This window comes from Stenotrophomonas sp. CFBP 13718, assembly GCF_014842145.1.
Lineage (GTDB): Bacteria > Pseudomonadota > Gammaproteobacteria > Xanthomonadales > Xanthomonadaceae > Stenotrophomonas.
This window is the reverse complement of sequence record NZ_JACYVC010000007.1, coordinates 154,956-178,309: the sequence shown is the minus strand read 5'-3', so window position 1 is coordinate 178,309 and position 23,354 is coordinate 154,956. Positions and strand designations below refer to the sequence as shown.

Sequence of the window (23,354 nt, the reverse complement as noted above, 5' to 3'; positions counted from 1 at the left end):
TGGCCTGCTTCGATTAAACCAAGCGGATGACCGCGTGACCGATTCCACTCTTGCGTTCGTGTTCCCCGGCCAGGGCTCCCAGTCTGTGGGCATGCTGGCCGAGTTGGCTGAGCTGCACCCGCAGGTGCGTGAGGCGTTCAGCGAAGCATCCGATGGCGCCGGCGTCGACCTGTGGGCGCTGTCCCAGGGTGGTCCGGAGGAAATGCTCAACCGCACCGAATACACCCAGCCGGCCCTGCTGGCGGGCAGCATCGGGGTGTGGCGCACATGGCAGGCCCTCGGCGGCGCACAGCCTGCCGTGCTGGCCGGCCACAGCCTGGGTGAGTACACCGCGCTGGTTGCCGCTGGGGCGCTGAGCCTGCACGACGGTGCCCACCTGGTGCGCCTGCGTGGCCAACTGATGCAGGAAGCCGCGCCGGCCGGCGTGGGCGCCATGGCTGCCGTGCTCGGCGCCGAAGACGCCCTGGTGCTGGAGGTCTGTGCCGAAGCCGCTGGCAGCCAGGTGCTGGTGCCGGCCAACTACAACTCGCCCGGCCAGATCGTGATCGGGGGCGACGCCGCTGCAGTGGATCGCGCGCTGGCGCTGCTCGCTGAGAAGGGCGTGCGCAAGGCGGTCAAGCTGGCTGTCAGCGTGCCCTCGCATACCCCGTTGATGCGCGAAGCTGCCAACCGCCTGGCCGAAACCATGCGCGGCCTGGCCTGGCAGGCGCCGCGCCTGCCGGTGGTGCAGAACGTGGATGCCAAGGTGCATGACGGCGTGGAAGCCATCGCCCAAGCGCTGGTGCAGCAGTTGTACCAGCCGGTGCAGTGGACGGGCTGCGTGCAGGCGCTGGCCTCACGCGGTGTCACCCGCATCGCCGAATGTGGCCCGGGCAAGGTGCTGACCGGCCTGATCAAGCGTATCGACAAGACCATCGACGGCCGTTCGCTGGCTACCCCGGGCGACGTTGAAGCCGCCCGTGAGGCATGGTCGGCCTGACCCCTTCCCGTTACCCGCCGCGCCGTGCCGTCCTGGCAGGGCCGTGCGCGGGTTACCGAACTGTTTCGAGGACTCCATCATGAGCAAGCCCCTGCAGGGTGAAATCGCACTGGTCACCGGCGCAAGCCGCGGTATCGGTGCCGCCATCGCCGATCTGCTGGCCGCCCAGGGCGCCACGGTGATCGGCACGGCCACCACCGATTCCGGCGCTGCCGCCATCGGCGAGCGTCTGGCGGCACAGGGCGGCCATGGCCGCGCGCTGAACGTCACCGACGCCGCTGCGCTGGACGCCGTGCTGGCCGACATCGCCAAGGAATTCGGCGCGATCAGCATCCTGGTCAACAACGCCGGCATCACCCGCGACAACCTGCTGATGCGCATGAAGGAAGAGGACTGGGCGTCGATCATCGACACCAACCTGACCAGCGTGTTCCGCACCAGCAAGGCCGTCATGCGCGGCATGATGAAGGCCCGCAAGGGCCGCATCATCAACATCGCCTCGGTGGTGGGTGTGACCGGCAATGCCGGCCAGGCCAACTACGCCGCGGCGAAGGCCGGCATCATCGGCTTCTCCAAGTCGCTGGCCAAGGAGATCGGCTCGCGCGGTGTGACCGTCAATGTCGTCGCGCCGGGCTTCATCGATACCGATATGACCAAGGCATTGCCGGACGAAGCGCGCGCTGCGCTGGTAGGCAACATCGCCCTGGAACGCCTGGGTTCGCCGGAGGATATCGCCCATGCGGTGGCCTTCCTGGCCAGCCCGGCGGCAAACTACATCACCGGAGAAACCCTCCATGTGAACGGCGGCATGTACATGCCGTAAGCACCGGGCGCACGGACCGCGCCGCAAGTGGTTGATCTGGATCGCATTTTGCAAGCATGCAAGGCGCTGCCGGTTTCCACTACACTATCCCACGGCCATCGCCACCGATGGCGTCTTTTTTGAACCACTACTCCATCTGGAGCGATACCCCATGAGCACCATCGAAGAACGCGTCAAGAAAATCGTCGTCGAACAGCTTGGCGTCAAGGAAGAAGAAGTCGTCACCACCGCATCGTTCGTCGATGACCTGGGTGCCGATTCGCTGGACACCGTTGAACTGGTGATGGCGCTGGAAGAAGAGTTCGAGTGCGAAATCCCGGACGAAGAAGCGGAGAAGATCACCACCGTCCAGGCGGCGATCGACTACGTCAAGGCACACATCAAGAACTGATGTACGGCCGCTGGTGCGCGGAGACGGCCTGCCGTACCCGCGCACGGCACCCCATGGGGCCGCGCATGCGGCCCTGTGTGTTTGCATGGTTCCACAAACTGAGCACCACCCCGCGTCATACCCGCACCACCTTCGGGTCAGGAGAGAGCAATGAAGCGTCGCGTCGTCGTTACCGGCATGGGCATGGTTTCGCCACTGGGCAATGACCTGGCCAGCAGCTGGCAAGGTATCACCGAGGGCCGTTCGGGCATCGGCCCGCTGACCCACGTTGCAGACTCCTACCTGGACCGTTTCACCACCAAGATTGCAGGTGAGGTCAAGGATTTCGACATCACCGCCGACAACGAACTGTTCGGCAAGTACCGCGTGTCCGGCAAGGACGCGAAGAAGATGGATCCCTTCATCCACTACGGCCTCGGCGCATCGTTCATGGCGCTGGCCGATTCGGGTCTTGAGATCAACGAAGGCAATGCCGAGCGCATTGGCGCCATCGTCGGCGCCGGCATCGGCGGCCTGCTGGGCATTGAAGAACAGACCATCGACTTCCACGAAGGCAAGAAGATCTCGCCCTTCTACGTGCCGAAGACGATCATCAACATGTTGCCGGGCCAGCTGAGCATCATCGCCGGCCTGAAGGGCCCGTCGTTCTCGGCGGTGTCTGCGTGCGCCACGTCGAACCATTCCATCGGCACCGCGATGCGCATGATCCAGTACGGCGATGCCGACGTGATGGTCGCCGGTGGCGCCGAGCGGGGCTCCTCGCCGACCGCACTGGGCGGCTTCTGCGCGATGAAGGCGATGTCCACCCGCAATGATGCCCCGACCGAAGCGTCGCGCCCGTGGGACAAGGACCGCGATGGCTTCGTGCTGGGCGATGGCGCCGGCATCCTGATCCTGGAAGAGTACGAGCACGCCAAGGCACGCGGCGCGAAGATCTACTGCGAACTGGCCGGCTTCGGTGCCAGCTCGGATGCGTACCACATGACCGCCCCGGCAGAGAGCGGCGAAGGCGCCGCGCGCTGCATGGTCGCGGCCATGAAGGACGCGGGCGTCAACCCGGATCAGATCGGTTACCTCAACGCGCACGGCACCTCCACGCCGCTGGGCGACCTGGGCGAGACCATGGCGATGAAGACCGCTTTCGGCGACCACGCCTACAAGATGCTGGTCAGCTCCACCAAGTCGATGACCGGCCACCTGCTCGGCGCCGCCGGCGGCGTGGAAGCCATCTTCTCCGTGCTGGCCCTGCAGGACGGCGTGATCCCGCCGACCATCAACCTGCACCAGCCGGGCGAAGGCTGCGACCTGGACTACGTGCCCAACGAAGCGCGCCAGGCCAAGGTCGACGTGGTGATGTCGAATGGCTTCGGATTCGGCGGCACCAACGGCACCCTGGTATTCAAGCGCGCCTGAGCGCTACCGCCAAGCTACGGTAGAGCCGACTTCAGTCGGCTGCCGTAGCCCTCAGGGCGGCCGCCACTGCCCGCCCCTGGTAGAGCCGACTTCAGTCGGCTGCCGTAGCCCGCAGCGCGGCCGCCACCGCCCGGCCCTGGTAGAGCCGACTTCAGTCGGCTGCCGTAGCCTTCGGTGTGACAACTACCGCTTCGCTCGCCGAGCATGGCTCGGCGCTACCCTCCAGGCTCAGGCTTCCGCACCATGCCCGATCCGACCCCACGCTCAGGCTTCCGCGCCATGCCCGATCCGATCCTGATCCAGTCCCTGAGCACCCCCGTCGATCTCCTCGCCCTGCAGCAGGCCGACCCGACGCGGTTCCCGTTGCTCATGGAATCCACGGCATCGGGCACCGCCCAAGGCCGCTGGGACCTGCTGCTGGTCGCAGGCGAGGAATACCAGCGCCTGGACGCCGACGGCGTCACCCGCGACCACCACGGCCGCGCGCACGACGGCAGCTTCCTCGACGCCCTGGACGGCGCGTGGCACGCCGAGCGTCTCCCGTCGTCCACCGACCGCAGCCTGCCGTTCCGCGGTGGCTGGGCGCTGCTGCTGGACTACGAACTGGCCAGCCAGATCGAAACCGTGCTGCCGCCGATGCCCCGTACAGACGGCCAGCCCACCGCGCTGGCCCTGCGCTGCCGCGCCGCGGTGCTGCACGACCACCAGCAAGGGCGAAGCCACCTGATCGCCGAAGCCGGCCAGGAAGCGGTGCTGGAGGCCCTGCGCGCGCAGCTGACGCAGCCGCAAGCCGAAGCAGGGGAGGGCTGGCAACCGCCCGTCAGCGTCGAAGAAGACGCGCCCACCCGTTTCACCGACGGCGTGCGCCGGATCATCGACTACCTGCGTGCCGGCGACGTGTTCCAGGTGAACCTGTCGCGGCGCTGGTGCGCACGCTTCGCCGAGCCGGTGAGCCCGCAGGCGCTGTACGCCCAATTGCGCCGCGCCAACCCCGCGCCGTTCGCCGGCCTGTTCACCGGCCATGGCCGTCACGTGGTCAGCTCATCGCCCGAACGGCTGGTATCGGTGCACGGTGGCCATGCCCAGACCCGCCCGATCGCCGGCACCCGTCCGCGCTTCGATGGCGACGACGATGCCGCCCGCATCCAGGAGCTCGTCGGCCACCCCAAGGAACGCGCCGAACACGTGATGCTGATCGACCTGGAGCGCAATGACCTGGGCCGCATCTGCACCCCCGGCAGCGTGGTGGTGGACGAACTGATGACCGTGGAAAGCTACGCCCACGTGCACCACATCGTCAGCAACGTCAGCGGCCAGCTGCGTGCGGAGGTAACGCCCGGCCAAGTGATCGCCGCCACCTTCCCCGGCGGTACCATCACCGGCTGCCCGAAGGTGCGCTGCATGCAGATCATCAGCGAACTGGAGCAGGTGCCACGCGGTGCCTACACCGGCGCCTTCGGCTGGCTGAACCGCGACGGCGACCTGGACCTCAATATCCTGATCCGTACCGCCGAAGTGGACGGCCACGAGGTCAGCTTCCGCACCGGCGCCGGCATCGTCGTCGATTCGGAGCCCGACAAAGAACTCGACGAAACCCGGGCCAAGGCCCGCGGACTGATGCGCGCCCTCGGCCAGACCGGCTGACCGCACCCGGTAACGACGGCCGCTTTACCCGGTAACGACGGCCGCTGGCCGTCAGCTGTTGCCCCGGCGCCGCTCACGCCGCGCACGGCTCGGCCTGCACGTTCGCGGTATCCTGTTCTCCTGATTCAAATCCCGAGGTAATCCATGGCGGCAGCCAAGCGCGGGTGTCTGTTTGTCGTAGGTACGCTGATCATCCTGGGCGCCATCGCAGTCGGTGCCGGGGCCTGGTTCTACTACGAACAACGCCAATTCGCCGATACCCCGCTGACCCCCAGCGAGGAGAGCATGGTCATCGCCAGCGGCGATGGCTTCAACACCGTGCTCGGCAAGCTGCGCACCGCCGGCGTGGACGAAGGCCAGGACGCGCAGTGGCAACTGCTCGCGCGCCAGCTCGATGCTGCCGGCAAGCTGAAAGTAGGCGAGTACGCGCTGGACGCGTCGCTGACTCCGCGCGAGCTGTTGCTGCGCATGCGCCAGGGACGCGTACTGCAGCACCGCCTGACGATCATTGAAGGCTGGAACATCCGCCAGGTGCGCGCCGCGCTCAAGCGCGCTACGCCGCTGGTGCACACCACCGATGATCTCGATGACAGCGCGCTGATGCAGCGCCTCGGCTTCGGCGGCGAGCACCCGGAAGGCCGTTTCCTGCCGGAAACCTACGTCTACCAGCGCGGCGACACGGATCTGGACGTGCTCAAGCGTGCGCATGCCGCCATGGAGAAGGCCCTCACCGAGGCCTGGGAAAATCGCGCCGACGACCTGCCGATCAACTCGCCGTACGAGCTGCTCACCCTGGCCTCGATCATCGAGAAAGAAACGGCCTTGGCCAGCGAGCGTCCGCAGATCGCGGGGGTGTTCGCCCGTCGCCTGAAAATGGGCATGCGCCTGCAGACCGACCCCACGGTGATCTACGGCATCGGCCCGGCCTACGACGGCAACATCCGCCGCGTGCACCTGACCACCGACACGCCGTACAACACCTATACCCGCACCGGCCTGACGCCGACCCCGATCGCCATGCCCAGCCGTGATGCGCTCAATGCGGCCGCGCAGCCAGCGCCCGGCAACACGCTGTACTTCGTGGCGGTGGGCGATGGCAGTGGCGCGCACATTTTTTCGGCCAGCTATGCAGAGCACAACGTGGCCGTAGCGCGTTACCTGCAGCAGCTGCGCCAGAACCGCAGCAAGGAGATCCCGGCGCAATGAGTTCCGCGCTACTGCGCCACCCGCGTTTCGTCAGCCTGGAAGGCGGCGAGGGCGCTGGCAAGACCACCGCCATCAATGCCATCCACGCCGCCCTGCGCGCGCGCGGACACGAGGTCGTGCTGACCCGTGAACCCGGCGGGACGCCCCTTGCCGAGCGCATCCGCGCCATCGTGCTCAAGCCCGACGCCGACATCGCCGACGAACCGCTGAGCGCCGAGGCCGAGCTGCTGCTGGTATTTGCCGCACGCGCCCAGCACGTGCGCCAGATCATCCAGCCCGCCCTGCAGCGCGGTGCCTATGTGGTGACGGATCGGTTCACCGATTCCAGCTATGCCTACCAAGGGGGCGGCCGTGGGCTGGAGGCCGACTGGATCGCCGACCTGGAGCGCCGCGTGGTCGGTTTGCTGCCCGGCCTGACGCTGCTGCTCGACGTGGATGTGGATGTCGGCCGCGCACGCGCCAACAGCCGCGACATGTGGCCGGACCGCATCGAAAACGAGCAGGACGATTTCTTCCAGCGCGTACGTGAAGTCTTTCGCGACCGCGCCCGCCACGATGCACAGCGGTTCGCGCTGATCGATGCCAGCCAGCCGCAGGACCGCGTCGCTGCCGATGTGGTGGCGCGCGTTGAGCAGTGGCTGCACGAACAGGAGCGCGCATGAGCACGACACCCCTCCACGGATTCTCACCGTGGCAGCAGCGCGCCTACGACCAGATGATTGCCGCACTGGATGCCGGGCGCCTGGGCCATGGCCTGCTGATCTGCGGACCGGCCGGGCTGGGGCAGCGTGCCGTGGCCGATGCGTTGGCGCTGCACGTGCTGAGCCAGGGCGGTGGCCCGCAGGCCGAGCGTACCCGGCAGCTGATTGCCGCCGGCACCCACCCGGACCTGCAGATCATCAGCTTCATTCCCAACAAAAGCGGCGACAAGCTGCGCACCGAGATCGTCATCGAACAGGTGCGCGAGATCGGCCAGAAGCTCTCGTTGACCCCGCAATACGGCGTCGCCCAGGTGGTCATCGTGGATCCCGCCGATGCGATCAACCGCGCGGCCTGCAATGCGCTGCTGAAGACCCTGGAAGAACCGCAGCCCGGCCGCTACCTGTGGCTGGTGAGCAGCGATCCGGCACGGCTGCCACAGACCGTGCGCAGTCGCTGCCAGCGGCTGGAGTTCAAGCTGCCGCCGCGCGAAGAAGCGCTGGCTTGGCTGCAACAGCAGGGGCACCGTGAAATCGATGCCCTTGAAGCGCTGGACGCCGCGCGCGGCCACCCCGGGCTGGCCGATTCCTGGCTGCGCGAAGAGGGGCTGGAGCTGCGCCGCGAAGTCACCAAGGACCTGGAACAGCTGGCTGCCGGCCGCACCGGAGCCGTAGCGCTGGCGCAGAAGTGGACCGGCGATGACGATGCCGCGCTGCGTCTGCGCTTCGCGGCGGACCTCGCGTTGGCCCAGGCCAGCAGCGATGGCTTGACCGCGCCGGAGCGATTGCACAAGCTGGCAGCCTGGTTCGACGCTGCCAACCGGACCCGCGACCTGCTGCGCACCACCGTGCGCGCGGACTTGGCCGTGGTGGAACTGTTGCTGGCCTGGAACAAGGTCAACGAACGGCAGCACCCAAGGGGTAATCGATGAGTGCCACCAACGCCCGACAGGGCATCCTGTCCCTTGCCGTCAAGGACAAGGCCGCGCTGTACAGCGCCTACATGCCGTTCGTGAAGAATGGCGGCGTGTTCGTGCCTACGCCCAAGCGCTACTTCCTGGGTGATGAAGTGTTCCTGCTGCTGACCCTGCCCGATTCCAGCGAGCGCCTGCCGGTGGCTGGCAAGGTGATCTGGGTGACCCCGGCCGGAGCGCAGGGCAATCGCACGGCGGGCATCGGCGTGCAGCTGGCCGACGGCCAGGAAGGGGAGAGTGTGCGGCACAAGATCGAGACGCTGCTGGCGGGTCTGACCACGTCGGAAAAGCCGACGCACACGATGTGAAATCGGCAATGTGAAAAGTGTTGACGCTCTCGGAAAAGTTCCTATAATGAGCGGCTCAGCAGCATCGGGCGGTTAGCTCAGCGGTAGAGCATTGCCTTCACACGGCAAGGGTCACAAGTTCGAACCTTGTACCGCCCACCATGATTCAGTCGAAAAAGCCTCCGGAAACGGGGGCTTTTTTGTGTCTGTGGGGCTGAGACGTGGGCGATGCGGAAGATGACAAAGAAGTCGCGGGAAATAACTGCCTTGGAGAGAATGCGACCGCCAAGTCGTCGCGCCGGACGCTGATTCGGCGCCGCAGGGTAAATGCGATTTGCAGGCAGCGGATTTCTATCTTCGACCCATCTTTCCAGTAAAAAAGCCGACTGTCCCGATGACCGTGAGCACGGCGGACTCGCGGAGGGCTGATTCGCTCGATGGGTACGTTGCGTGAACCACGTCAAAACGCGACTATGCAGGCACTGCCAATGGAAGGGGGTGCGGTATGTTGAAGATTCCGAAGAAAGTCTTGGATCGATGGCCCACGACGGTCAAGCCGCTGGTCGCCGTAGCGATATCCCACAAAACAAAAGATGTGTCCGAAGCGGATACCGTAACGCTGGTAAAAGACATGCTGGCCGAGGTATTCGGCTATGACAAATACAACGAACTGACCAGTGAGCAGCAGATCAGGGGCACCTTCTGCGACTTGGCCGTCAAGATCGACGGAAAGATCCGCGTCCTTATCGAAGTTAAAGCTGCTGCCATTGCGCTCAATGAGACGCATCTAAGGCAAGCGATCAACTACGGCGCCCATGAAGGCATCGAGTGGATAGTGCTGACCAACGCGCTGGAGTGGCGCCTTTACCGGATCAAGTTTGGTCAGCCCATTGAGTACGAACTTGTTTCATCGTTCTGCGTTGCAGATGTGAATCTGAAGAACGAGGAAGATCAGCGCCGCTTGTTCCTGCTCTGCAGGGAGGGCATCACGTCCGACGCGATGGGCCTCTATCACCAGCACATCTCGGTGCTCAACAAGTTCACCGTGGCCCAGGTGGTATTGGGTGAGCCCGTTGTTGCAGTCGTGCGCCGAGAGCTTCGCCGCCTTTTCCCTGAACTCAAGATCGAGTCCGAGGCAATTGTTGAATTGCTGAACAACGAGATCCTCAAGCGAGAGGTATTGGACGGAGAGAAGGTCAAGGACGCCCAACTGCGGATACGCAAGGCACAGTCGAAGAGCGCGAAGGAGCAAGCCAGCAGGCAATCCGTGCGTGAAGCTCAGGCCGTGCCCGAGGCCTGACATAAAGAAGGTGCGCCGTTCATCAACTGTCCGAGAAAAGCCCGAATGAGGCTGGTTCGTTGGTCCCGTGCGATGCAGTAGAAAAGCGTTAGCTCAAGCACGCCCGGTGAGCCGCCGGGCTTTGCTTTCTGATCAAACCCTGAGCCGAATTGGATCTTAGCGAAACGAGCTAATCGTCAGCCATTCCGTTTTCTTGGGTCGAGTTGCTTGGTGCGCGTACGCTTGAACCTGGGTCCCTTTTACGTCTCTTTCGGGACTTGCTCTCCACGGACGCCATTACCGCATCCGGCACGTCGATGACGACGTGCAGGCCGAGCTCAGTCAGCACGGTGAAGAGCTTCTCCCACTGAACGGTGCCGCCGCCACGTTCCACTTTGGCGAGGAAGTTCTCGCTGACGCCGATTCCTTCAGCGGCGTAATCCTGCCGCATGCCTTGCTGCTTGCGCGTGGCGCGCACCAAGGGTCCTAGATCCTCGGGTCGGTGCAGCCTTATCTTCATCGGGAATCCTTGCGATCGTGCGGATTTTCAGCTTCATCGACGTCGGCGGGTGATTTTCCCCACGATCGTAAGGATTTTCAGTTCAGCCCACGTGTGCCGGGTTGTTGGGTCTGCGGAAGCTTGCGTAGGTCGGGCCATGGATGTCGAGCTTCATCAGCCTCGTTGCGTGTCGCATGCTCCTCGTGCCAATGAACACGCCCTCTCAGCGCCTCTGCGAGGAAAGGTCGAGTGCAGGGGAAACGCGTCGATTCGACCTGATGCGATGGGCACGCATCCGCAACTGCTACTTCCCAACTTTCCTCATGGACGCAGGCACTTACCGCTGCGCACGATAGCCACGCTGTCACCACGGGGTGGCAGCCGGGATTGGCATCCTGTCAGAAGAAATCCGTGAAGCTCTGTTATGCCTTCTGGGCACGGCGGAGAATGCACTGCACTGCCCAACGGTTACACGGTGGGCGGTGCGGGGGATCCCTGATCCGCCGGTTTCTCGATTTCTTCTCCGGTATGCCAACCCGCATCGTCCGCCACCTTGCGCACTCGCGCGGGTGGCCTCAACGCATGCGAGGTCCTATCGATGACAGCCGAACAGCCCTTGGGCAGCGCGCGTGTGGCGGCGCTGCTGGGCGAGCAGATCCACGACGTGCCGTCTTGTTTCATTACAAAGCTGGAGCGTCGGCTGCAGGAGTTTGAACGGCTGATGCCCGTGGTAGATCATCTCAGCCATCGAAGGGTCGTGCCCGCTGCGCCGGCCGCCGTAACCCCGTCTTTCGAGGACCTGGAGCGGCACGGTAAGGTCGCCGTTCCCCTGCGCGTGATGCAGGCACTCGATGCGGCACTGGAGATTCTCCATGCCGAACAGATAGCGCGGCGCGATGGCGATGACGGCACATTGTTGGGTGATCATCTGCTGGAGGGGTTGCTGATCGCCGGCCGCGAGTTGATCAAGTCATCGGCAGGCACGCAGTTGTCCCTGCGATGACGGGTTCCTCACCGTCCAGTTCGAAAGCGCGCGCACGCGTGGCCTGATCCAGAGCGCGTCACCGACGCGCCGTAGATGCTGGTTGCGATGCCTTGATGGCATGGAATCTGAGGGGTGTCGCTGGCTCGTGGGAAGCGGGACGGCCAGCGGCCGTCACTACCGAAAGCTGAGGCGTAGCCGGAAGCCAAAACGCATACGGGGCCGCATCCGTTGGGATGCGACCCCGTTACCTGCTTACTTGGGCAGCGCGTACGCCACCACGTAGTTGCCGCGCGGGGTATGCATGAAGTGGTGTCCCGTTGCGGTGATCACCAGATACTCCCGGCCGCCTTCTTCGTAGATCATCGGCATGGCTTGGCCGCCGGCGGGCAGCGGGGCCGACCACACGGTCTTGCCGGTGGTGATGTCGATGGCGCGGATCAGGTCATCGGTGGCTGCGGCGATGAACACCAAGCCGGATTTGGTCACCACCGAGCCACCGTTGTTCGGTGTACCGATGACGATCGGCAAGCCGGTCGGCAGGCCGAACGGGCCGTTATTGCGGGCGGTGCCCAACGGGCGGTCCCACACGGTGCGGCCATCGCGAACGTCAATCGCGCGGATGCCGCCGTACGGGGGTTCCTTGCACAGCATGCCGGTGAACTTCATCTGCCAGCCGGCGTTGACGTCCACCGCAACCGGCAATCCTTCCTGCGGATCACCAGCGCCTTCGCCGTGTGCCTTGTAGCCCGGATCGTTGATGATCTGCGGCGCCTTCCAGCCCTTCTTGTCGGCCTCTGCACGCGTCACCAGACGGGTGTAGTTCGGCATGTCGTTGTAGTTGGCGATGATCAGGCCACGGGCCGGATCCAGCGCGACGCCACCCCAATCCGATCCACCGTTGTAGCCGGGATAATTGATGATCGGCTTGTCCACGCTGGGCGGGGTGTACTGACCGCGATAATCCGCCTGGTGGTACTGGATACGGCACGCCAGCTGATCCAGCGGCGTCAGACCCCAGGTTTTCTCCGGCGTCATGTCACCCTTGGCCAGGCTGTTGAACAGCGAGAACGGCTGCGTTTTCGAGCGCGCTGCCGGCTCGAACCCACCCTGCGGTACAGCGCGTTCTTCCACCGGGAACAGCGGCTTGCCGGTCTCGCGGTTGAGCACGTACACGTCACCGCTCTTGGTCGGGAAGATTACGGCCGGCACGCGCGTGCCATCGGCCTGCGGATAATCGAACAACGTAGGCGGTGAGCCCGGATCGTTGTCCCATACATCGTCGTGCGTGTTCTGGAAGGTCCAGCGCGGCTGGCCGGTTTCCACGTCCAGCGCGGTCAGCGACGGCGAATATTTAAGCTCTTCTGGTGTGCGCTCGGAGGAATAGTAATCACCCGACGCATTGGCCACCGGCAGGTAGACCAGGCCCAGCTTGTTGTCGCCGGTGAACGAGCTCCATACATCCGGCGAACCGCGCTTGTAGACGTCCGTGCCGGTACGCGGTGCCGTATCCATCGGCGTTGCAGCGTCCCACGCCCACTTCGGCTTGCCGGTGCGCACGTCGTACGCCTTGGTTACGCCGGACGGGCCGTACGCGCGCTGGCCGTCGATGGTGGTGTGGCCAACGATCAACGTATCGCGCACCACGACAGGTGCGGAGGTGATGGCCACGTAGCCCTGGTAGACCTCGCCCATGCCTTCGGTCAGTTTCACTTCGCCGTTGTTGCCGAAGGATGCGCAGCGCTTGCCGTCACGTGCATCCAGTTCGATGATCCGTGCATCCAGTGTGCCCACGATGATGCGGGCCGCGCAGGCACCACCGGTGGCGGCGACGTCGGTGTTCGGCGCGGCGGCGGGCTCTGCGAAGTAAGCCAGCGAGCGGCAGGCCGGGGTATACGGCACGGCCTTGGAGGTCACGCCGGGGTCGAAGGTCCACTTGGTCTTGCCGGTGGCGGCGTCCAGTGCGGTCACCGTGTTGAGATAACCGCAGACGAACAGCGAATCGCCGATTTTCAGCGGCGTGTTCTGTACACCCCAGCGCGAATCTGTGGGTGTCTTGCCGACTTCCGCGGTCCAGGCAACGCTCAGATTCTTTACGTTTTCCGGGGTGATCTGACTGGCCAGCGAATAACGCATGGTGGCCTGGTTGCCGCCGTAGCTGGGCCAATCGGAGGAGGGCAGTGCACTGTCGGTGCCTTCGCCGGTACCGGCTTCGAACACGTTGCCGGCGATGGCGGGCACGTTGTCTGCTTCGGTTACGCCGTGCGGCACGAATGCCAGTCCAGTGGCGACCAGGAAACCCGCCACCAGCACGCCGGTCACTACACCGGCCTTGCGGCGGCTGACGCGCGCATGCAGCGTGGGCAGCAGCAGTGAGAACGCAATGGCGAAGACCAGCACCAGCGCAAAGCGCGGCACCCACGCCCAGTAACGCGTACCGGCTTCCCAGATGGTCCACGCCAAGGTGATCAGGAACATGGCGCCAAACCACAGCGAGGCCGATGGTCGCCTGCGTGCCAAGGCGATCGCACTGGCCAGGCTGAGTACGCCGGCGATGGCGTAATACCAGTTGCCGCCCAGTGATATCAGCCAGATACCGCCGCCGATCATGTACAGGCCGAATGCGCCCAGTATCAGTGACAGTAGCCACCTGCCTGCGCGAGTGATGGGTTTTTCCGAGGAGTTCATTTTAATTCCGAGGGAGGTGGACGTCCCTGTGACCCATCCGGACCGTCTTGCGGTGCGTGGTGGAGGGAACCGATGGCCAGGTAACTGCGCGGTTTGCACAGAGGCATGGCGCCAGATGCCATGCCCTCTCCGCATGACCGTGCAAGGCTATGCCTGCCGGGGTGAAGAGGGCATGGAATTTGGACCCTGTTTCATGCGAATGTTTTGCAGCATCAGGCGGCTTGCACGGACGCGGGTTGTTGGCGAAACAACAGGTCGTGTCGAAACCGCTATGCGCCATTTCTTTTGAATAAGCGGAGCGACGACAATGGACAGAACCGACACAGGGAAATCGAACGCTTCGGATTACTACGCATTCCGAATCAAAAAGCGCGACGCTCGCTACATCGCGGCGATTGTGATTTTCTGTTTATCTGGAGCGAGGCCGGGGAGTTGTCCGCCCTGTTTCAGCGACTTGGTGGGTCGGTAATCTAAGCCTCTCTTCGGACCCCTATTCAGCTTCCGTCAAAAATATGAATACGTTCAGCTGATACGCTTTCGGCTTGGTTTAGGCCGCGCAGAAGCGCAAGGAGTTTCATGTCCTTGGAAGCGGTGGTGTACACAAGCCGGGTCAGCAAGCGTATCGACCCCCATGAGCTTCAGGCGCTGGTATCCGATGCCGAAGCATTCAACAGCGGTGCCGATGTCAGCAGCGTGTTGCTGTTCGACGGTGGGCGCTTCCTGCACTATCTCGAAGGCCCTGCCAGGGGCCTCACCGATGCGTATGGCCGCGTGCGGCAAGCCAGCCGCCATACGAACATCATCGAAGTCGCCAAAGGGGTGGCCGGAAAGCGGCTGTTCCGTCACTGGCCGATCAAACGGTTCGATGTAGACAGCATAGTGCTGGGGTCCATCGCACGTGCTGACTGGTCCGGCTTCCTGCAGGGGCACCATCGCCCCGGTGCGGTGGATCACCTGCTCGATGTGGTGAATCGCCGACTGGATCCCGCATAAGGGTTATCCACCCTCATCAGCCTGCACGACATTGACCCGACTCCATCGGCGTGCGATAGAAACGCATGACGCGGGTTACCAACGGAGTTGGGGATGAGTGCAGGGACGATGGCGGTCAGAGGGTATTGGTTGCTGGGCACGCTGGCTGTGGCCGTCGCGATATGGGGCGTGTTTTTCAAGCGCGATGCGGCAGCTGAGAAAGTGGCTACGACACATGCGATGTCGGCCAGTGAAGCTTCATCGGGCGTGTCATCGGATGCTGGGCGTGTGCAGACCCCCGGCACCTCAACCCTACCGCTGGCAGGTGATCCGCAGCCGGGCATGCACGGGTGGGTCCAGGGCTATCCGTGGGATCCGGCGCGGCCCGGAATTGCGATCAGTGAGGCGGATGCAGCGTGGCTGGACAGCCACGGTTTTCCGGGCGTGGATGTGGAGATGCGCCTACGTGGCCTGCCGCTGCCGACGCTGCAGGCTCTGGCCAACAACGGAAATGAGCCTGCCAAGGCAATCTATGCGTACCGCATCGCGCGGCAGGGCGCACCACGCGCACAGGTGCTTGAACTGCTTGAGAGCAGTGCCAGGGCGGGTTCCGTCTATGCATTGAAGACCGCAGGCGATATCCACATGCTGGTGGAGGGGTTCCAAGATCCCGCGATGGCGAACGCCTACTACATGTTGCAGGCACGGGCGGGCGATCAGGCGGGCTTTGCACAAGGCACCCTCATCGACTATCACCTGGCCCCCGAACAACGTTTTCGCGCGCGCGTGCTCGAGCAGGTGCTGTGGGATCGCCTCGCGCTCTCCGAACACGCCGATTCTCCGGTCAGGCCAGGCTATGACGAGTTTGTCGAAACTGTCTTCGCGGCACCGGGCGAAGGCCCTTGATGCAGCGCACCGTGCATTCCGCCTAGATCGATCTAATACTGGAGCCATCAATCCGGTTTGGGGAGGGCAGGGCATGGCGCTGGGCAGGAAACTGATCGCTGTGGCAATGGCAGCAACCCTATCGTTCGGCGCGCTCGCAGCGCCTGCGGGTCAAGACAGCACGAACGCGATGTCTGGCAATCCCATCCTGCCCGGCTGGTACGCCGATCCAGAAGCCGCAGTGTTCGACAATACCTATTGGATCTATCCCACCACCTCGCGCCCCTACGCGGAACAGGTGTTCTTCGATGCGTTTTCCTCGCCGGACCTGGTGACCTGGACCAAGCATTCCGCCGTATTGAAGATCCAAGCCATCAGCTGGGCCAAAGAGGCGCTGTGGGCACCGTCGGTGGTGGAAAAGGACGGCAAGTACTACTTCTTCTTTTCCGCCAATGACATCAAGAACGATGACGAAGTCGGCGGCATCGGGGTCGCCGTGGCGGACAAGCCGGAAGGCCCGTTTCGCGACTATCTGGGCAAGCCGCTGATCGGTACCTTCCATAACGGCGCACAACCGATCGATCAGTTCGTCTTCAAGGATGACGATGGCACGTGGTACCTGATTTACGGCGGCTGGAAACACGCCAACATTGTGCGCTTGAAGGACGACTTCAGTGCTCTGCAGCCGTTGCCGGATGGGACGCTGTACAAGGAAATAACGCCCGCGCCGGAATACGTGGAGGGCTCGCTGATGTTCAAGCGCGATGGACGCTATTACTACATGTGGTCCGAAGGCGGATGGGGGGAGCCGGACTATGCGGTGGCCTACGCCATCGCCGATACACCCACCGGTCCGTTCAAGCGTATCGGCACGATCCTGCAGCAGGATCCGGCCATCGCCACCAGCGCCGGCCACCACTCGGTGATCCATGCGCCGGGCAGCGAAGACTGGTACATCGTCTACCACCGCCGCCCGTTGGGTGAGACCAGCCGCCACCACCGCGCGACCGCAATCGAGCGCATGTCGTTCGACGCGCAGGGGCACATCCTGCCGGTGAAGATCACGCACGAAGGGGTCAAGGCACATCCGCTGAAGTGACAGGAGGCACTGGGTGCTGGCGTGGGCGGTCGAGCGCATAGGGTGAGCGGCGTGGCGAGCGTGTCGCGTTCAGTCCACTATGCGGATCGACCCTTCTGCTTTTCCACCTGACCACAGGCAACCGCCACCATGGCCGATCCGTACAACAGCGCAGCGCGTCCTTCCACCGGTCACCTGCTGGATGATTCCATGGTCACCACCGCGCTGGAGCTTCCGGGCTTCCGCGTGGTGCGCAACCTCGGCGTGGTGCGCGGCATCACCGTGCGCTCGCGCTCCATCGTCGGCAACTTCCTGGGCGGCATCCAGACCCTGTTCGGCGGCAACATCACCATCTATACCGAACTGTGCGAGCAGGCCCGCGAAGAAACGTACCGGGACATGGTCAAGCACGCGCGCGTCTTGGGCGGTAATGCGGTGATCGCCATGCGCTACGACGCCACCGACATCATGACCGGGCTGACCGAGGTGCTTTGCTATGGCACGGCCGTGGTGGTGGAGCCCATTCGCTGACAGGTCATACGGGACTCTGAATCGGGGCTGGAGGTGCGGGTGGCGTGGGCACCGATCAGGCGGTGCCGCCCCGTGAGATGATCTGAACAACCTCGCTGCAGCGGAGAATGCTTACACATGGACGTCCGCTACACGAGCACGACAGAGGGAATCGACTGGGACGCGCTCGCCGCTCTGTTGAGCCGGGCAGGGCTGGGAAATCGACCTCCCGCAGTGCTCGAATCCCTCTTCCGGCAGAGCCAGGTCACGGTGTTTGCGTACGACGACGGCCAGTTGGTCGGGGCGGCGCGCGCGCTGTCCGATTACACGCTCTGGTCTGTTGTTTTTGATGTCGCCGTAGATCCCGCGTGCCAAGGCAAGGGCATCGGTGCAGCGCTCGTCAAACGCATTCTGCAGTTGGCGGGCACGCCGAATGCCATGCTGAAGTCGAATCCGGGCAAGGAGCGGTTCTACGAGATGCTGGGATTCGAGCTCATGCCGCTGGGGATGGAACGCAGGTCGTGATGTTGTCTTCAGGGCAGGCGCTGCCGCCGTAACCAGCGCGCCGCTTCTGCTTCCGCGTCATCCATCAGCGGCAGGGAATCAACGCGCTCGTCAGGCTCGATCGGGCCGCCATGGACCTGCCCGGTTCGGTCTACGAATGATGTCGTGGTCAGCTGCAACACCGTCCCATCCTGCAGCGTAAAGCCCGCGTTGCCGGTTGAAAGACCATGGGTGGGCGTACAGAAGCTGCGCGTGCGGGCTAGGCCGCGGAAGGCAAGCACCACCGCTTCACCCGAACTGGCGGTGTGATGGGAGCTGAGCACCGCGACAGGTAGCCGGCCAAGATCGCTTACCTGTGCAGCACGCTCGGTCATGCGGTTGCGCCACGCGGTACGGCTGCCATCCCGCCGCTGGAACCAGCCCAGAGTCTGGCCGCGCAGCAGGGGTTCCAGACCGTCCAACATCGGCCACATATTGCCGCCCCGGTTCTCACGAAGATCGACGACCCACGCGTGCACGCCTGCGCGAGTTCCGGCCTGCAACGCATCGGTTATCGAGGCGGTGTAGCGCGCTCGAAGCGCACGGTCGCTACCGAGGAAGCCCGGTACTTGGATAGAGCCGAGGCCACTATCGAGCAGTTTCCACGTCGCGGGCTTGAACACCGCGTGTTCTTGCTGCGGCAGCGCCGCTAGACGATCGGGGTCCAGCAGAACGCTGTGCCGGTCGCCCAACGCTCTCAGCACTTGGCGAATGGCGCGCCGTGCCTCACCGGACGTCGCATCCTCACGGGGCTGCCACTGTGTGCGGAAATCATCGGGGAGTTTCGCGGCGTTGAGTGCATTGCCGGCGATGACGTCCATCGCCTCGCGGTACAGCGCAATGCCCGGCGCAACGGGGGTAGTCGAAGGATGCAAGGTGACGCCCTGCAGTGCATACGCGCCGCCGCCGCGCACCGAGGTAACGACCTCCACGCGCGTCGTACGCGGCGAATGCTCAACGGCCAGCCTCAGGCCTTTCAGGTCGGCAGGCCCCTCGATCCGGCGACGAACTCGATCAAGTCGCCGCCAGCCGTCGTAGGACGCCAGTGATACCAACAGCGTCGTCGAATCGTCCACGCTGCCCGTATCCACGTCGAGCACGTACTGGCTGGCGTCGCCTGCCTCTGGGCGCAGTGCGTACGCGTAGCCGCAGATCTCTCCTGGTTCGGACACAACGCGTATCACCGCGCCGCGTGCGGATTCCGGGCTCCCGGCGAAGCTCTGAGTGCACGGTGCACCGACGTTGGCTATGCCCGTGCGCCACGGCTTCGGTACCGTCCATGCGATCCAGGCAGCGACGCAGAACACGAGCAGTGCGGCTACAGCAGCGGCGGACACCACTAGCCTTCGCAACAGGCCGCGGCGTCGTTTCTTCAAGTGCTTGTGCGCGCGCATGCTGCAACCCATTCCGTCCTTGGCAGAGCGCTCAGTCTACTGCCGCCGCCGCTCGTCATGCTGCAGCTCTGGCGAGTGGAGGATGCGATGAAAGCCGTGCCGGACGTCTATGTCAGCACGGCTGCCAGCGCACCGGATGCGGCTGAGGCCTGCGTTGCTACACTTCCGCGTTGTCAGTGATCTCAGGGAAGCAGGGCAGATGGATGTAGTGCGACATTTTCTCAGCACCGCGGTGGTGGGGGTGCTGGCAGTTGTTGGCGTATCACCGGCATTGGCAGCGCAGCACGGCGTCGAAGGGCCGGCGGTGTACTACGTCAGCCATACGATCAGCAGTGAGACCGCCGAGGATGGTGAGGTCTCCAATATCGGCTATTACCGCGCAGACCTGCACGCGTCGCGTCGCGGATCTGCGCAGCTGGAGCTGGCTCCCCTCTGGACGCAGCAGGTCGATGCGTCGGGCGTGACGCGTTATCTGCTGGATCTGCAGCCAGGCGCGGATGACGAAGTTCTCGATGTACTGACCGACGGGTTTGCCGCGCCGCTGACGAAAGACGGTGAGCCGGGACCGCTGCGTGCAATGGACCAGAACGCCTGGTCGGTGCTGACGAAGGCATCACCCAACGAGGCAGGCGCGTTGCTGGCAACGTATCAGGCTCCCGGCCTGCGCCCGGTGCCGCTGCCTGCATCGGTGGCCGTCGGTGACCGCATCAGCGGCTGGCAACGTATCGAGCCCTACGGCAACCTGAAGACCACGCTGCGCGTCATCGAGGTGACGGACACGGCGGTGTTGATGGGCATGACACTCGACGGCGCGGGCGCGGGCGCGGGCGCGGGCGCGCACGGCGACGGGCGAATGGTGGTACAGCGCGTTGATGGCATGCCGATCGAGCTGCGCATGGAAGTAAACCTTTCGGGCAGCAAGGGACAGCCGGCGACCCGTCATCGTGTCCATCTGGCCGACATGCGCCATGACCTCATGCTGCAGATGGCGGACGAGGTGGAGAGCTACGTCAGCTATGTCGAGCAGATCAATCAGCAGCTTGCCAGGCCGCCCTTCAGCGCGCCGTCCCCGGCGTCGTCTGCGTATACCCACCATCCCGCGCCATTGGGTGCGCTGGAGGACTACATGGTCGGTGCGGAGGTACTTCCCGCACTGGCGCCGCACATGGGGTCGCTGTGGATCCCTGCAGAGACCGGCAGCGGACGGTGGTTGGCCATCGGTGCGCGCATGCCCGCCTCCACCCCTGCAGGCGCGCGTCGAAGCGAGCACGAGCCCATGCTGATGTCGCGGCTGCATACCGTTGAGATGTTGGACGCACAGGCGGCACCGATCATCGGCCTTGAAGCCCGGCTTGTTACGCCGACCTTGTTCTTATCAGGGAGGTACTCGGCCGCACAGAACGAGCTGAGTTTCCCGTTCCACCTGCCGCTCGGTGCTTCGCGCGCGCTGTTGGGGCAGGTGGAAGCCGTACGCATGTCGGTGGATGCCGAGGTCTACGCCTTCGATACGTCGGAGACCCTTGAGGCAGGCGCGCTTGCTACACGCAATCCCGATGCAACGCTGCTGAGGCCCTCTGCCCACCGTGTGACGCTGGTGCAGGGACGGCAGACGTGGAAACAGAAGACGGGGCTGTACACGGTGGTCGTGCCACTCGATTCGGACGGCAAGGAGATGCCATCCGAGCAGATATCGGTCGCTCCGCTGAAACCCGCGCAGCCCAACCGGCTCGCCGAGCTGCCCCTCGCATGGGAGAACAGCACGTTGCCCATCCGCACTGAAATCGCGACGCCCCGGCCGATTGCCCGACTGCAGGTGCGGCACTACCGGTGGACGTCGATCCCCGTCCAGTGGACTTTCCCGATGTATCCCTGACGGCTGGGATGGATGTGCGTTCCGTGGCGTGGTGCCTGCTGGCGGCCTGAGCGGCCGTCAGCGGGCTGACACGCTGTGCCGTACTGTCGCGTCACTCTTCGCCTTGTTGCGAGAGACTCACCCGGCCATCCTGCTCGATGAATCGAAGTTCCGGCTTTCCTTGGTACGTCGTCAGCATGGCGGCGGAGTCGTTCTGATGAATGACAAACAAGGATGCACCCGCATTCTCGTTCGCCACTACCTTGAAGACTTCTTTGCCGTTCCCTGCGCCGTCCAGCGTCAGCACTGCCTCGTCGCCGAGGTCAACGGTGAGGTAGCCTCCGCGCTCATTCCCGTCCGGGCCGTTCAGCAGGATGCCGGATGCAGGCGCCACACGCTCTTCTCTTCTGCCCAGGATCATGGGGCCGTTTACAGGCGCACCTATCTCCACGCGCGATACGCCTGATGCGTCCCTGACGATCAAGCCTCGGGCTTCTATGACGCGAGCCGGGTCGTTTGCCTGATCCGCCCGGTGAAGGGCGAACAACGAGATGCCCACGGCGGTCAGCGAGATTGCACTATTGAGCAAGAGTCCTTTCACAGCCTTCTCCAGAAGTCATGGCGTGGTCGGTCATGATCTGCGATGAGTACTGCGTGCAGCAACGCCTGCCTGCTACAGCGTCGTGGACATCATCGTCAGCGCTCGAACCACGCCGGGAACATCACCGGCCTTGCGTCCGCATGTCGCCTTGTCGGTGCAATGTGCCTGGACTAGGATCATGGTTCAAGGTGAACATGGATGTTGACTATGCGTGGCACAGCGGCTCTTCTCGTCATGGCGCTCTTCAGCTCGGATGCGCAGGCAGCGACGATCTGGGAAGGTACCAGTACTTATTCGATCACCACGGGGTCGGGGGACGTTCTCGGAACGAGTGGCGCAGCGGTCGCCCTGTCCGCCGAATCAACGGGTGAGCATTCCTTCGTCGGCGCGGTTGCTTCGTTGGACGCTGGTCCTTTTCGCGGAAAGGAAATTCGCTTGGCCGGCAATCTCACGGTTACCCAAGGGAGGGGTCAAGCCGCGATCTGGGTTCGTGCAGATGGTCCTGATGGACGGTTGGGTTTCGCCAACTCGGGTCGTGAACCCGTTCGCGCCCATGAGGGGCCACTCGCGCGCGAGGTGCTGCTCTATGTGCCGGTCGGCACGACCCGCCTCAAGTTCGGTGTGACATTGAACAGCGTCGGGCATGTGGAAGTAGAGAATCTCAGGTTGACGCAGGAGGCAGTGAGTTCGGTCGGGATTACCGCTAATGACATGCTGACGTACGCGCTTCCCATCATTCGCGCCGAGGCACTGAACGCGGGTAACGTCAATTGGTCTGCCGAAGAGACGGTCCAGCTGTCGCCGGAGCTTAAGGATCTTCCTGCGCAGGAGGCGTATAGCAGGCTGCGCAAGGTGCTGGATGCCTTGGCAGATCGCCACAGCCTGCTTCAGATGCCAAGGGAGGCCCTCGCTTACCGCCAGAGCGCGGTTGCGAGCAGGCCCATCGAGTCCAGGTTGATGCAGGATATCGGCTACGTGCTGGTGCCCGGCCTGCGTGGAAACAATGCGGGCGCCGGTGCCACATTTACCGCAGAGCTCTGCGAGCGGATCACCACACTCGCGCCAGCCTCATCAAAGGGCTGGATCCTCGATCTTCGTCAGGACACGGGCGGCAACATGTGGCCCATGCTCAACGGGCTGCATTCCTTGCTGGGGTCCCACGATGCGGGAGCATTCCGCAATCGGGACGGTGCCGTGACACGCTGGCGCTCGCGGCCCACGCCTGGATGCAGTGTGGACCTCTCCCGTAGTCCCGTGGCCGTGCTGGTGGGGCCGAAGACGGCGAGCTCCGGGGAGGCCATCGCCGTGGCGTTCAGGGCACGTCCCGGAACCCGGTTCTTTGGGCAGACCACAGCAGGGCTCGCGACGTCCAATCGTGGCTTCCCGCTTCCAGATGGCGGCATGCTTCGGTTGACCGTCGGGGCAATGCTCGACCGTGATGGTGAAGCCTACCCCCAAGGCATCGAGCCGGAGCATCTGGTGCCCCGTGATCAGGACGCCGTTGAGGTTGCCGCAGCGTGGCTGCGCTCGATGCCCTGAACGCGTGGCGTATCTCAGCCGCAGCGTTCGGCGCGCTGATCGCTGTGACGTAGGCGCCAGCAGGAGGCCAGCATCCTTTCTTCCGAATCCGCAGCGGGACGACGATGCGTTAGCCGG

The 23,354-nt window shown here is 64.1% G+C and carries 22 protein-coding genes and 1 tRNA gene; 19 read left to right on the top strand and 4 right to left on the bottom strand.

Features of this window, described 5'->3' with window-relative positions; genetic code table 11:
• Nucleotides 1-34: 34 nt before the first annotated feature.
• The 11 genes from fabD to IFT58_RS12795 all read left to right on the top strand — a co-directional run bounded on the left by fabD (nt 35) and on the right by IFT58_RS12795 (nt 9,715).
• Nucleotides 35-979, top strand: a complete 945-nt coding sequence (fabD, locus tag IFT58_RS12845; RefSeq protein WP_192095360.1) for an ACP S-malonyltransferase — start codon at nt 35-37, stop codon at nt 977-979.
• A gap of 79 nt (nt 980-1,058) precedes the next feature.
• Nucleotides 1,059-1,802, top strand: coding sequence for a 3-oxoacyl-ACP reductase FabG (fabG, locus tag IFT58_RS12840; RefSeq protein ID WP_188324840.1), 744 nt, complete (start codon nt 1,059-1,061; stop codon nt 1,800-1,802).
• A gap of 151 nt (nt 1,803-1,953) precedes the next feature.
• The gene (acpP, locus tag IFT58_RS12835; RefSeq protein WP_188324839.1) at nt 1,954-2,193 is read left to right on the top strand and encodes an acyl carrier protein; all 240 of its coding nucleotides are present in this window, start codon (nt 1,954-1,956) and stop codon (nt 2,191-2,193) included.
• Between the two features lie 150 nt (nt 2,194-2,343).
• Nucleotides 2,344-3,606: a beta-ketoacyl-ACP synthase II gene (fabF, locus tag IFT58_RS12830; protein ID WP_188324838.1), complete on the top strand. Its 1,263-nt coding sequence runs from the start codon at nt 2,344-2,346 to the stop codon at nt 3,604-3,606.
• A 279-nt stretch (nt 3,607-3,885) separates the two neighbouring features.
• On the top strand, nt 3,886-5,250 hold the full coding sequence (locus IFT58_RS12825; protein ID WP_192095359.1) for an aminodeoxychorismate synthase component I: 1,365 nt from the start codon (nt 3,886-3,888) through the stop codon (nt 5,248-5,250).
• A gap of 144 nt (nt 5,251-5,394) precedes the next feature.
• Nucleotides 5,395-6,456: an endolytic transglycosylase MltG gene (gene mltG, locus IFT58_RS12820; protein WP_192095358.1), complete on the top strand. Its 1,062-nt coding sequence runs from the start codon at nt 5,395-5,397 to the stop codon at nt 6,454-6,456.
• Nucleotides 6,453-7,118, top strand: a complete 666-nt coding sequence (gene tmk, locus IFT58_RS12815) for a dTMP kinase (RefSeq protein WP_192080938.1) — start codon at nt 6,453-6,455, stop codon at nt 7,116-7,118. Before mltG ends, tmk begins: the two co-directional genes overlap by 4 nt.
• Complete coding sequence (locus tag IFT58_RS12810) at nt 7,115-8,086, top strand: DNA polymerase III subunit delta' (RefSeq protein WP_192080939.1); 972 nt, start codon at nt 7,115-7,117, stop codon at nt 8,084-8,086. The genes tmk and IFT58_RS12810 overlap by 4 nt, the downstream gene beginning before the upstream one ends.
• On the top strand, nt 8,083-8,436 hold the full coding sequence (locus tag IFT58_RS12805) for a PilZ domain-containing protein (RefSeq protein WP_188324833.1): 354 nt from the start codon (nt 8,083-8,085) through the stop codon (nt 8,434-8,436). Before IFT58_RS12810 ends, IFT58_RS12805 begins: the two co-directional genes overlap by 4 nt.
• A 66-nt stretch (nt 8,437-8,502) precedes the next feature.
• Nucleotides 8,503-8,577: transfer RNA gene (locus IFT58_RS12800), tRNA-Val, on the top strand.
• Nucleotides 8,578-8,920: 343 nt separating this feature from the next.
• Nucleotides 8,921-9,715: a type I restriction enzyme HsdR N-terminal domain-containing protein gene (locus IFT58_RS12795; protein WP_192095356.1), complete on the top strand. Its 795-nt coding sequence runs from the start codon at nt 8,921-8,923 to the stop codon at nt 9,713-9,715.
• Between the two features lie 169 nt (nt 9,716-9,884).
• On the opposite strand, the gene IFT58_RS12790 is transcribed toward IFT58_RS12795, so the two are convergent.
• Nucleotides 9,885-10,214: a helix-turn-helix domain-containing protein gene (locus tag IFT58_RS12790; RefSeq protein WP_192095355.1), complete on the bottom strand. Its 330-nt coding sequence runs from the start codon at nt 10,212-10,214 to the stop codon at nt 9,885-9,887.
• Between the two features lie 577 nt (nt 10,215-10,791).
• Between IFT58_RS12790 and IFT58_RS12785 the strand changes: the two genes are divergently transcribed.
• Nucleotides 10,792-11,196 (top strand): hypothetical protein, encoded by a 405-nt coding sequence (locus tag IFT58_RS12785; protein ID WP_192095354.1) that lies wholly within the window; start codon nt 10,792-10,794, stop codon nt 11,194-11,196.
• Between the two features lie 234 nt (nt 11,197-11,430).
• Here the strand turns inward: IFT58_RS12785 and IFT58_RS12780 are convergent, their stop codons facing one another.
• Nucleotides 11,431-13,863, bottom strand: coding sequence for a membrane-bound PQQ-dependent dehydrogenase, glucose/quinate/shikimate family (locus IFT58_RS12780; protein WP_192095352.1), 2,433 nt, complete (start codon nt 13,861-13,863; stop codon nt 11,431-11,433).
• Nucleotides 13,864-14,439: 576 nt separating this feature from the next.
• Here IFT58_RS12780 and IFT58_RS12775 point away from each other — a divergent pair.
• The 5 genes from IFT58_RS12775 to IFT58_RS12755 all read left to right on the top strand — a co-directional run bounded on the left by IFT58_RS12775 (nt 14,440) and on the right by IFT58_RS12755 (nt 17,833).
• Nucleotides 14,440-14,856, top strand: coding sequence for a BLUF domain-containing protein (locus IFT58_RS12775; protein ID WP_192080945.1), 417 nt, complete (start codon nt 14,440-14,442; stop codon nt 14,854-14,856).
• A 93-nt stretch (nt 14,857-14,949) separates the two neighbouring features.
• Nucleotides 14,950-15,741 carry a hypothetical protein gene (locus tag IFT58_RS12770; RefSeq protein WP_192095350.1) on the top strand — a complete coding sequence of 264 codons (792 nt, stop codon included), beginning with the start codon at nt 14,950-14,952 and terminating at the stop codon, nt 15,739-15,741.
• Nucleotides 15,742-15,910: 169 nt separating this feature from the next.
• Complete coding sequence (locus IFT58_RS12765; protein WP_249405694.1) at nt 15,911-16,819, top strand: glycoside hydrolase family 43 protein; 909 nt, start codon at nt 15,911-15,913, stop codon at nt 16,817-16,819.
• Nucleotides 16,820-16,948: 129 nt separating this feature from the next.
• Entirely contained in the window at nt 16,949-17,329 is a 381-nt protein-coding gene (locus IFT58_RS12760; RefSeq protein WP_192095345.1) for a YbjQ family protein, read from the top strand.
• Nucleotides 17,330-17,446: 117 nt separating this feature from the next.
• Nucleotides 17,447-17,833, top strand: a complete 387-nt coding sequence (locus IFT58_RS12755; RefSeq protein WP_192095343.1) for a GNAT family N-acetyltransferase — start codon at nt 17,447-17,449, stop codon at nt 17,831-17,833.
• A gap of 8 nt (nt 17,834-17,841) precedes the next feature.
• On the opposite strand, the gene IFT58_RS12750 is transcribed toward IFT58_RS12755, so the two are convergent.
• The gene (locus IFT58_RS12750; protein WP_192095341.1) at nt 17,842-19,245 is read right to left on the bottom strand and encodes a S41 family peptidase; all 1,404 of its coding nucleotides are present in this window, start codon (nt 19,243-19,245) and stop codon (nt 17,842-17,844) included.
• A 199-nt stretch (nt 19,246-19,444) separates the two neighbouring features.
• Here IFT58_RS12750 and IFT58_RS12745 point away from each other — a divergent pair, with 199 nt between their 5' ends.
• A complete protein-coding gene (locus IFT58_RS12745) occupies nt 19,445-21,118 on the top strand; it encodes a hypothetical protein (protein WP_192095339.1) in 1,674 nt (557 codons plus the stop codon).
• Nucleotides 21,119-21,209: 91 nt separating this feature from the next.
• On the opposite strand, the gene IFT58_RS12740 is transcribed toward IFT58_RS12745, so the two are convergent.
• A complete protein-coding gene (locus IFT58_RS12740) occupies nt 21,210-21,698 on the bottom strand; it encodes a hypothetical protein (RefSeq protein ID WP_342029563.1) in 489 nt (162 codons plus the stop codon).
• Nucleotides 21,699-21,896: 198 nt separating this feature from the next.
• Here IFT58_RS12740 and IFT58_RS12735 point away from each other — a divergent pair, with 198 nt between their 5' ends.
• Complete coding sequence (locus tag IFT58_RS12735) at nt 21,897-23,237, top strand: S41 family peptidase (RefSeq protein ID WP_192095338.1); 1,341 nt, start codon at nt 21,897-21,899, stop codon at nt 23,235-23,237.
• Nucleotides 23,238-23,354 lie beyond the last annotated feature (117 nt).

Coding starts and splice junctions, on each gene's coding strand:
- fabG (WP_188324840.1), top strand. CDS start 1,059: ATGAGCAAGCCCCTGCAGGGTGAAATCGCACTGGTCACCGGCGCAAGC.
- acpP (WP_188324839.1), top strand. CDS start 1,954: ATGAGCACCATCGAAGAACGCGTCAAGAAAATCGTCGTCGAACAGCTT.
- fabF (WP_188324838.1), top strand. CDS start 2,344: ATGAAGCGTCGCGTCGTCGTTACCGGCATGGGCATGGTTTCGCCACTG.
- IFT58_RS12825 (WP_192095359.1), top strand. CDS start 3,886: ATGCCCGATCCGATCCTGATCCAGTCCCTGAGCACCCCCGTCGATCTC.
- mltG (WP_192095358.1), top strand. CDS start 5,395: ATGGCGGCAGCCAAGCGCGGGTGTCTGTTTGTCGTAGGTACGCTGATC.
- tmk (WP_192080938.1), top strand. CDS start 6,453: ATGAGTTCCGCGCTACTGCGCCACCCGCGTTTCGTCAGCCTGGAAGGC.
- IFT58_RS12810 (WP_192080939.1), top strand. CDS start 7,115: ATGAGCACGACACCCCTCCACGGATTCTCACCGTGGCAGCAGCGCGCC.
- IFT58_RS12805 (WP_188324833.1), top strand. CDS start 8,083: ATGAGTGCCACCAACGCCCGACAGGGCATCCTGTCCCTTGCCGTCAAG.
- IFT58_RS12795 (WP_192095356.1), top strand. CDS start 8,921: ATGTTGAAGATTCCGAAGAAAGTCTTGGATCGATGGCCCACGACGGTC.
- IFT58_RS12790 (WP_192095355.1), bottom strand. CDS start 10,214: ATGAAGATAAGGCTGCACCGACCCGAGGATCTAGGACCCTTGGTGCGC.
- IFT58_RS12785 (WP_192095354.1), top strand. CDS start 10,792: ATGACAGCCGAACAGCCCTTGGGCAGCGCGCGTGTGGCGGCGCTGCTG.
- IFT58_RS12780 (WP_192095352.1), bottom strand. CDS start 13,863: ATGAACTCCTCGGAAAAACCCATCACTCGCGCAGGCAGGTGGCTACTG.
- IFT58_RS12775 (WP_192080945.1), top strand. CDS start 14,440: ATGTCCTTGGAAGCGGTGGTGTACACAAGCCGGGTCAGCAAGCGTATC.
- IFT58_RS12770 (WP_192095350.1), top strand. CDS start 14,950: ATGAGTGCAGGGACGATGGCGGTCAGAGGGTATTGGTTGCTGGGCACG.
- IFT58_RS12765 (WP_249405694.1), top strand. CDS start 15,911: ATGTCTGGCAATCCCATCCTGCCCGGCTGGTACGCCGATCCAGAAGCC.
- IFT58_RS12760 (WP_192095345.1), top strand. CDS start 16,949: ATGGCCGATCCGTACAACAGCGCAGCGCGTCCTTCCACCGGTCACCTG.
- IFT58_RS12755 (WP_192095343.1), top strand. CDS start 17,447: ATGGACGTCCGCTACACGAGCACGACAGAGGGAATCGACTGGGACGCG.
- IFT58_RS12750 (WP_192095341.1), bottom strand. CDS start 19,245: ATGCGCGCGCACAAGCACTTGAAGAAACGACGCCGCGGCCTGTTGCGA.
- IFT58_RS12745 (WP_192095339.1), top strand. CDS start 19,445: ATGGATGTAGTGCGACATTTTCTCAGCACCGCGGTGGTGGGGGTGCTG.
- IFT58_RS12735 (WP_192095338.1), top strand. CDS start 21,897: ATGTTGACTATGCGTGGCACAGCGGCTCTTCTCGTCATGGCGCTCTTC.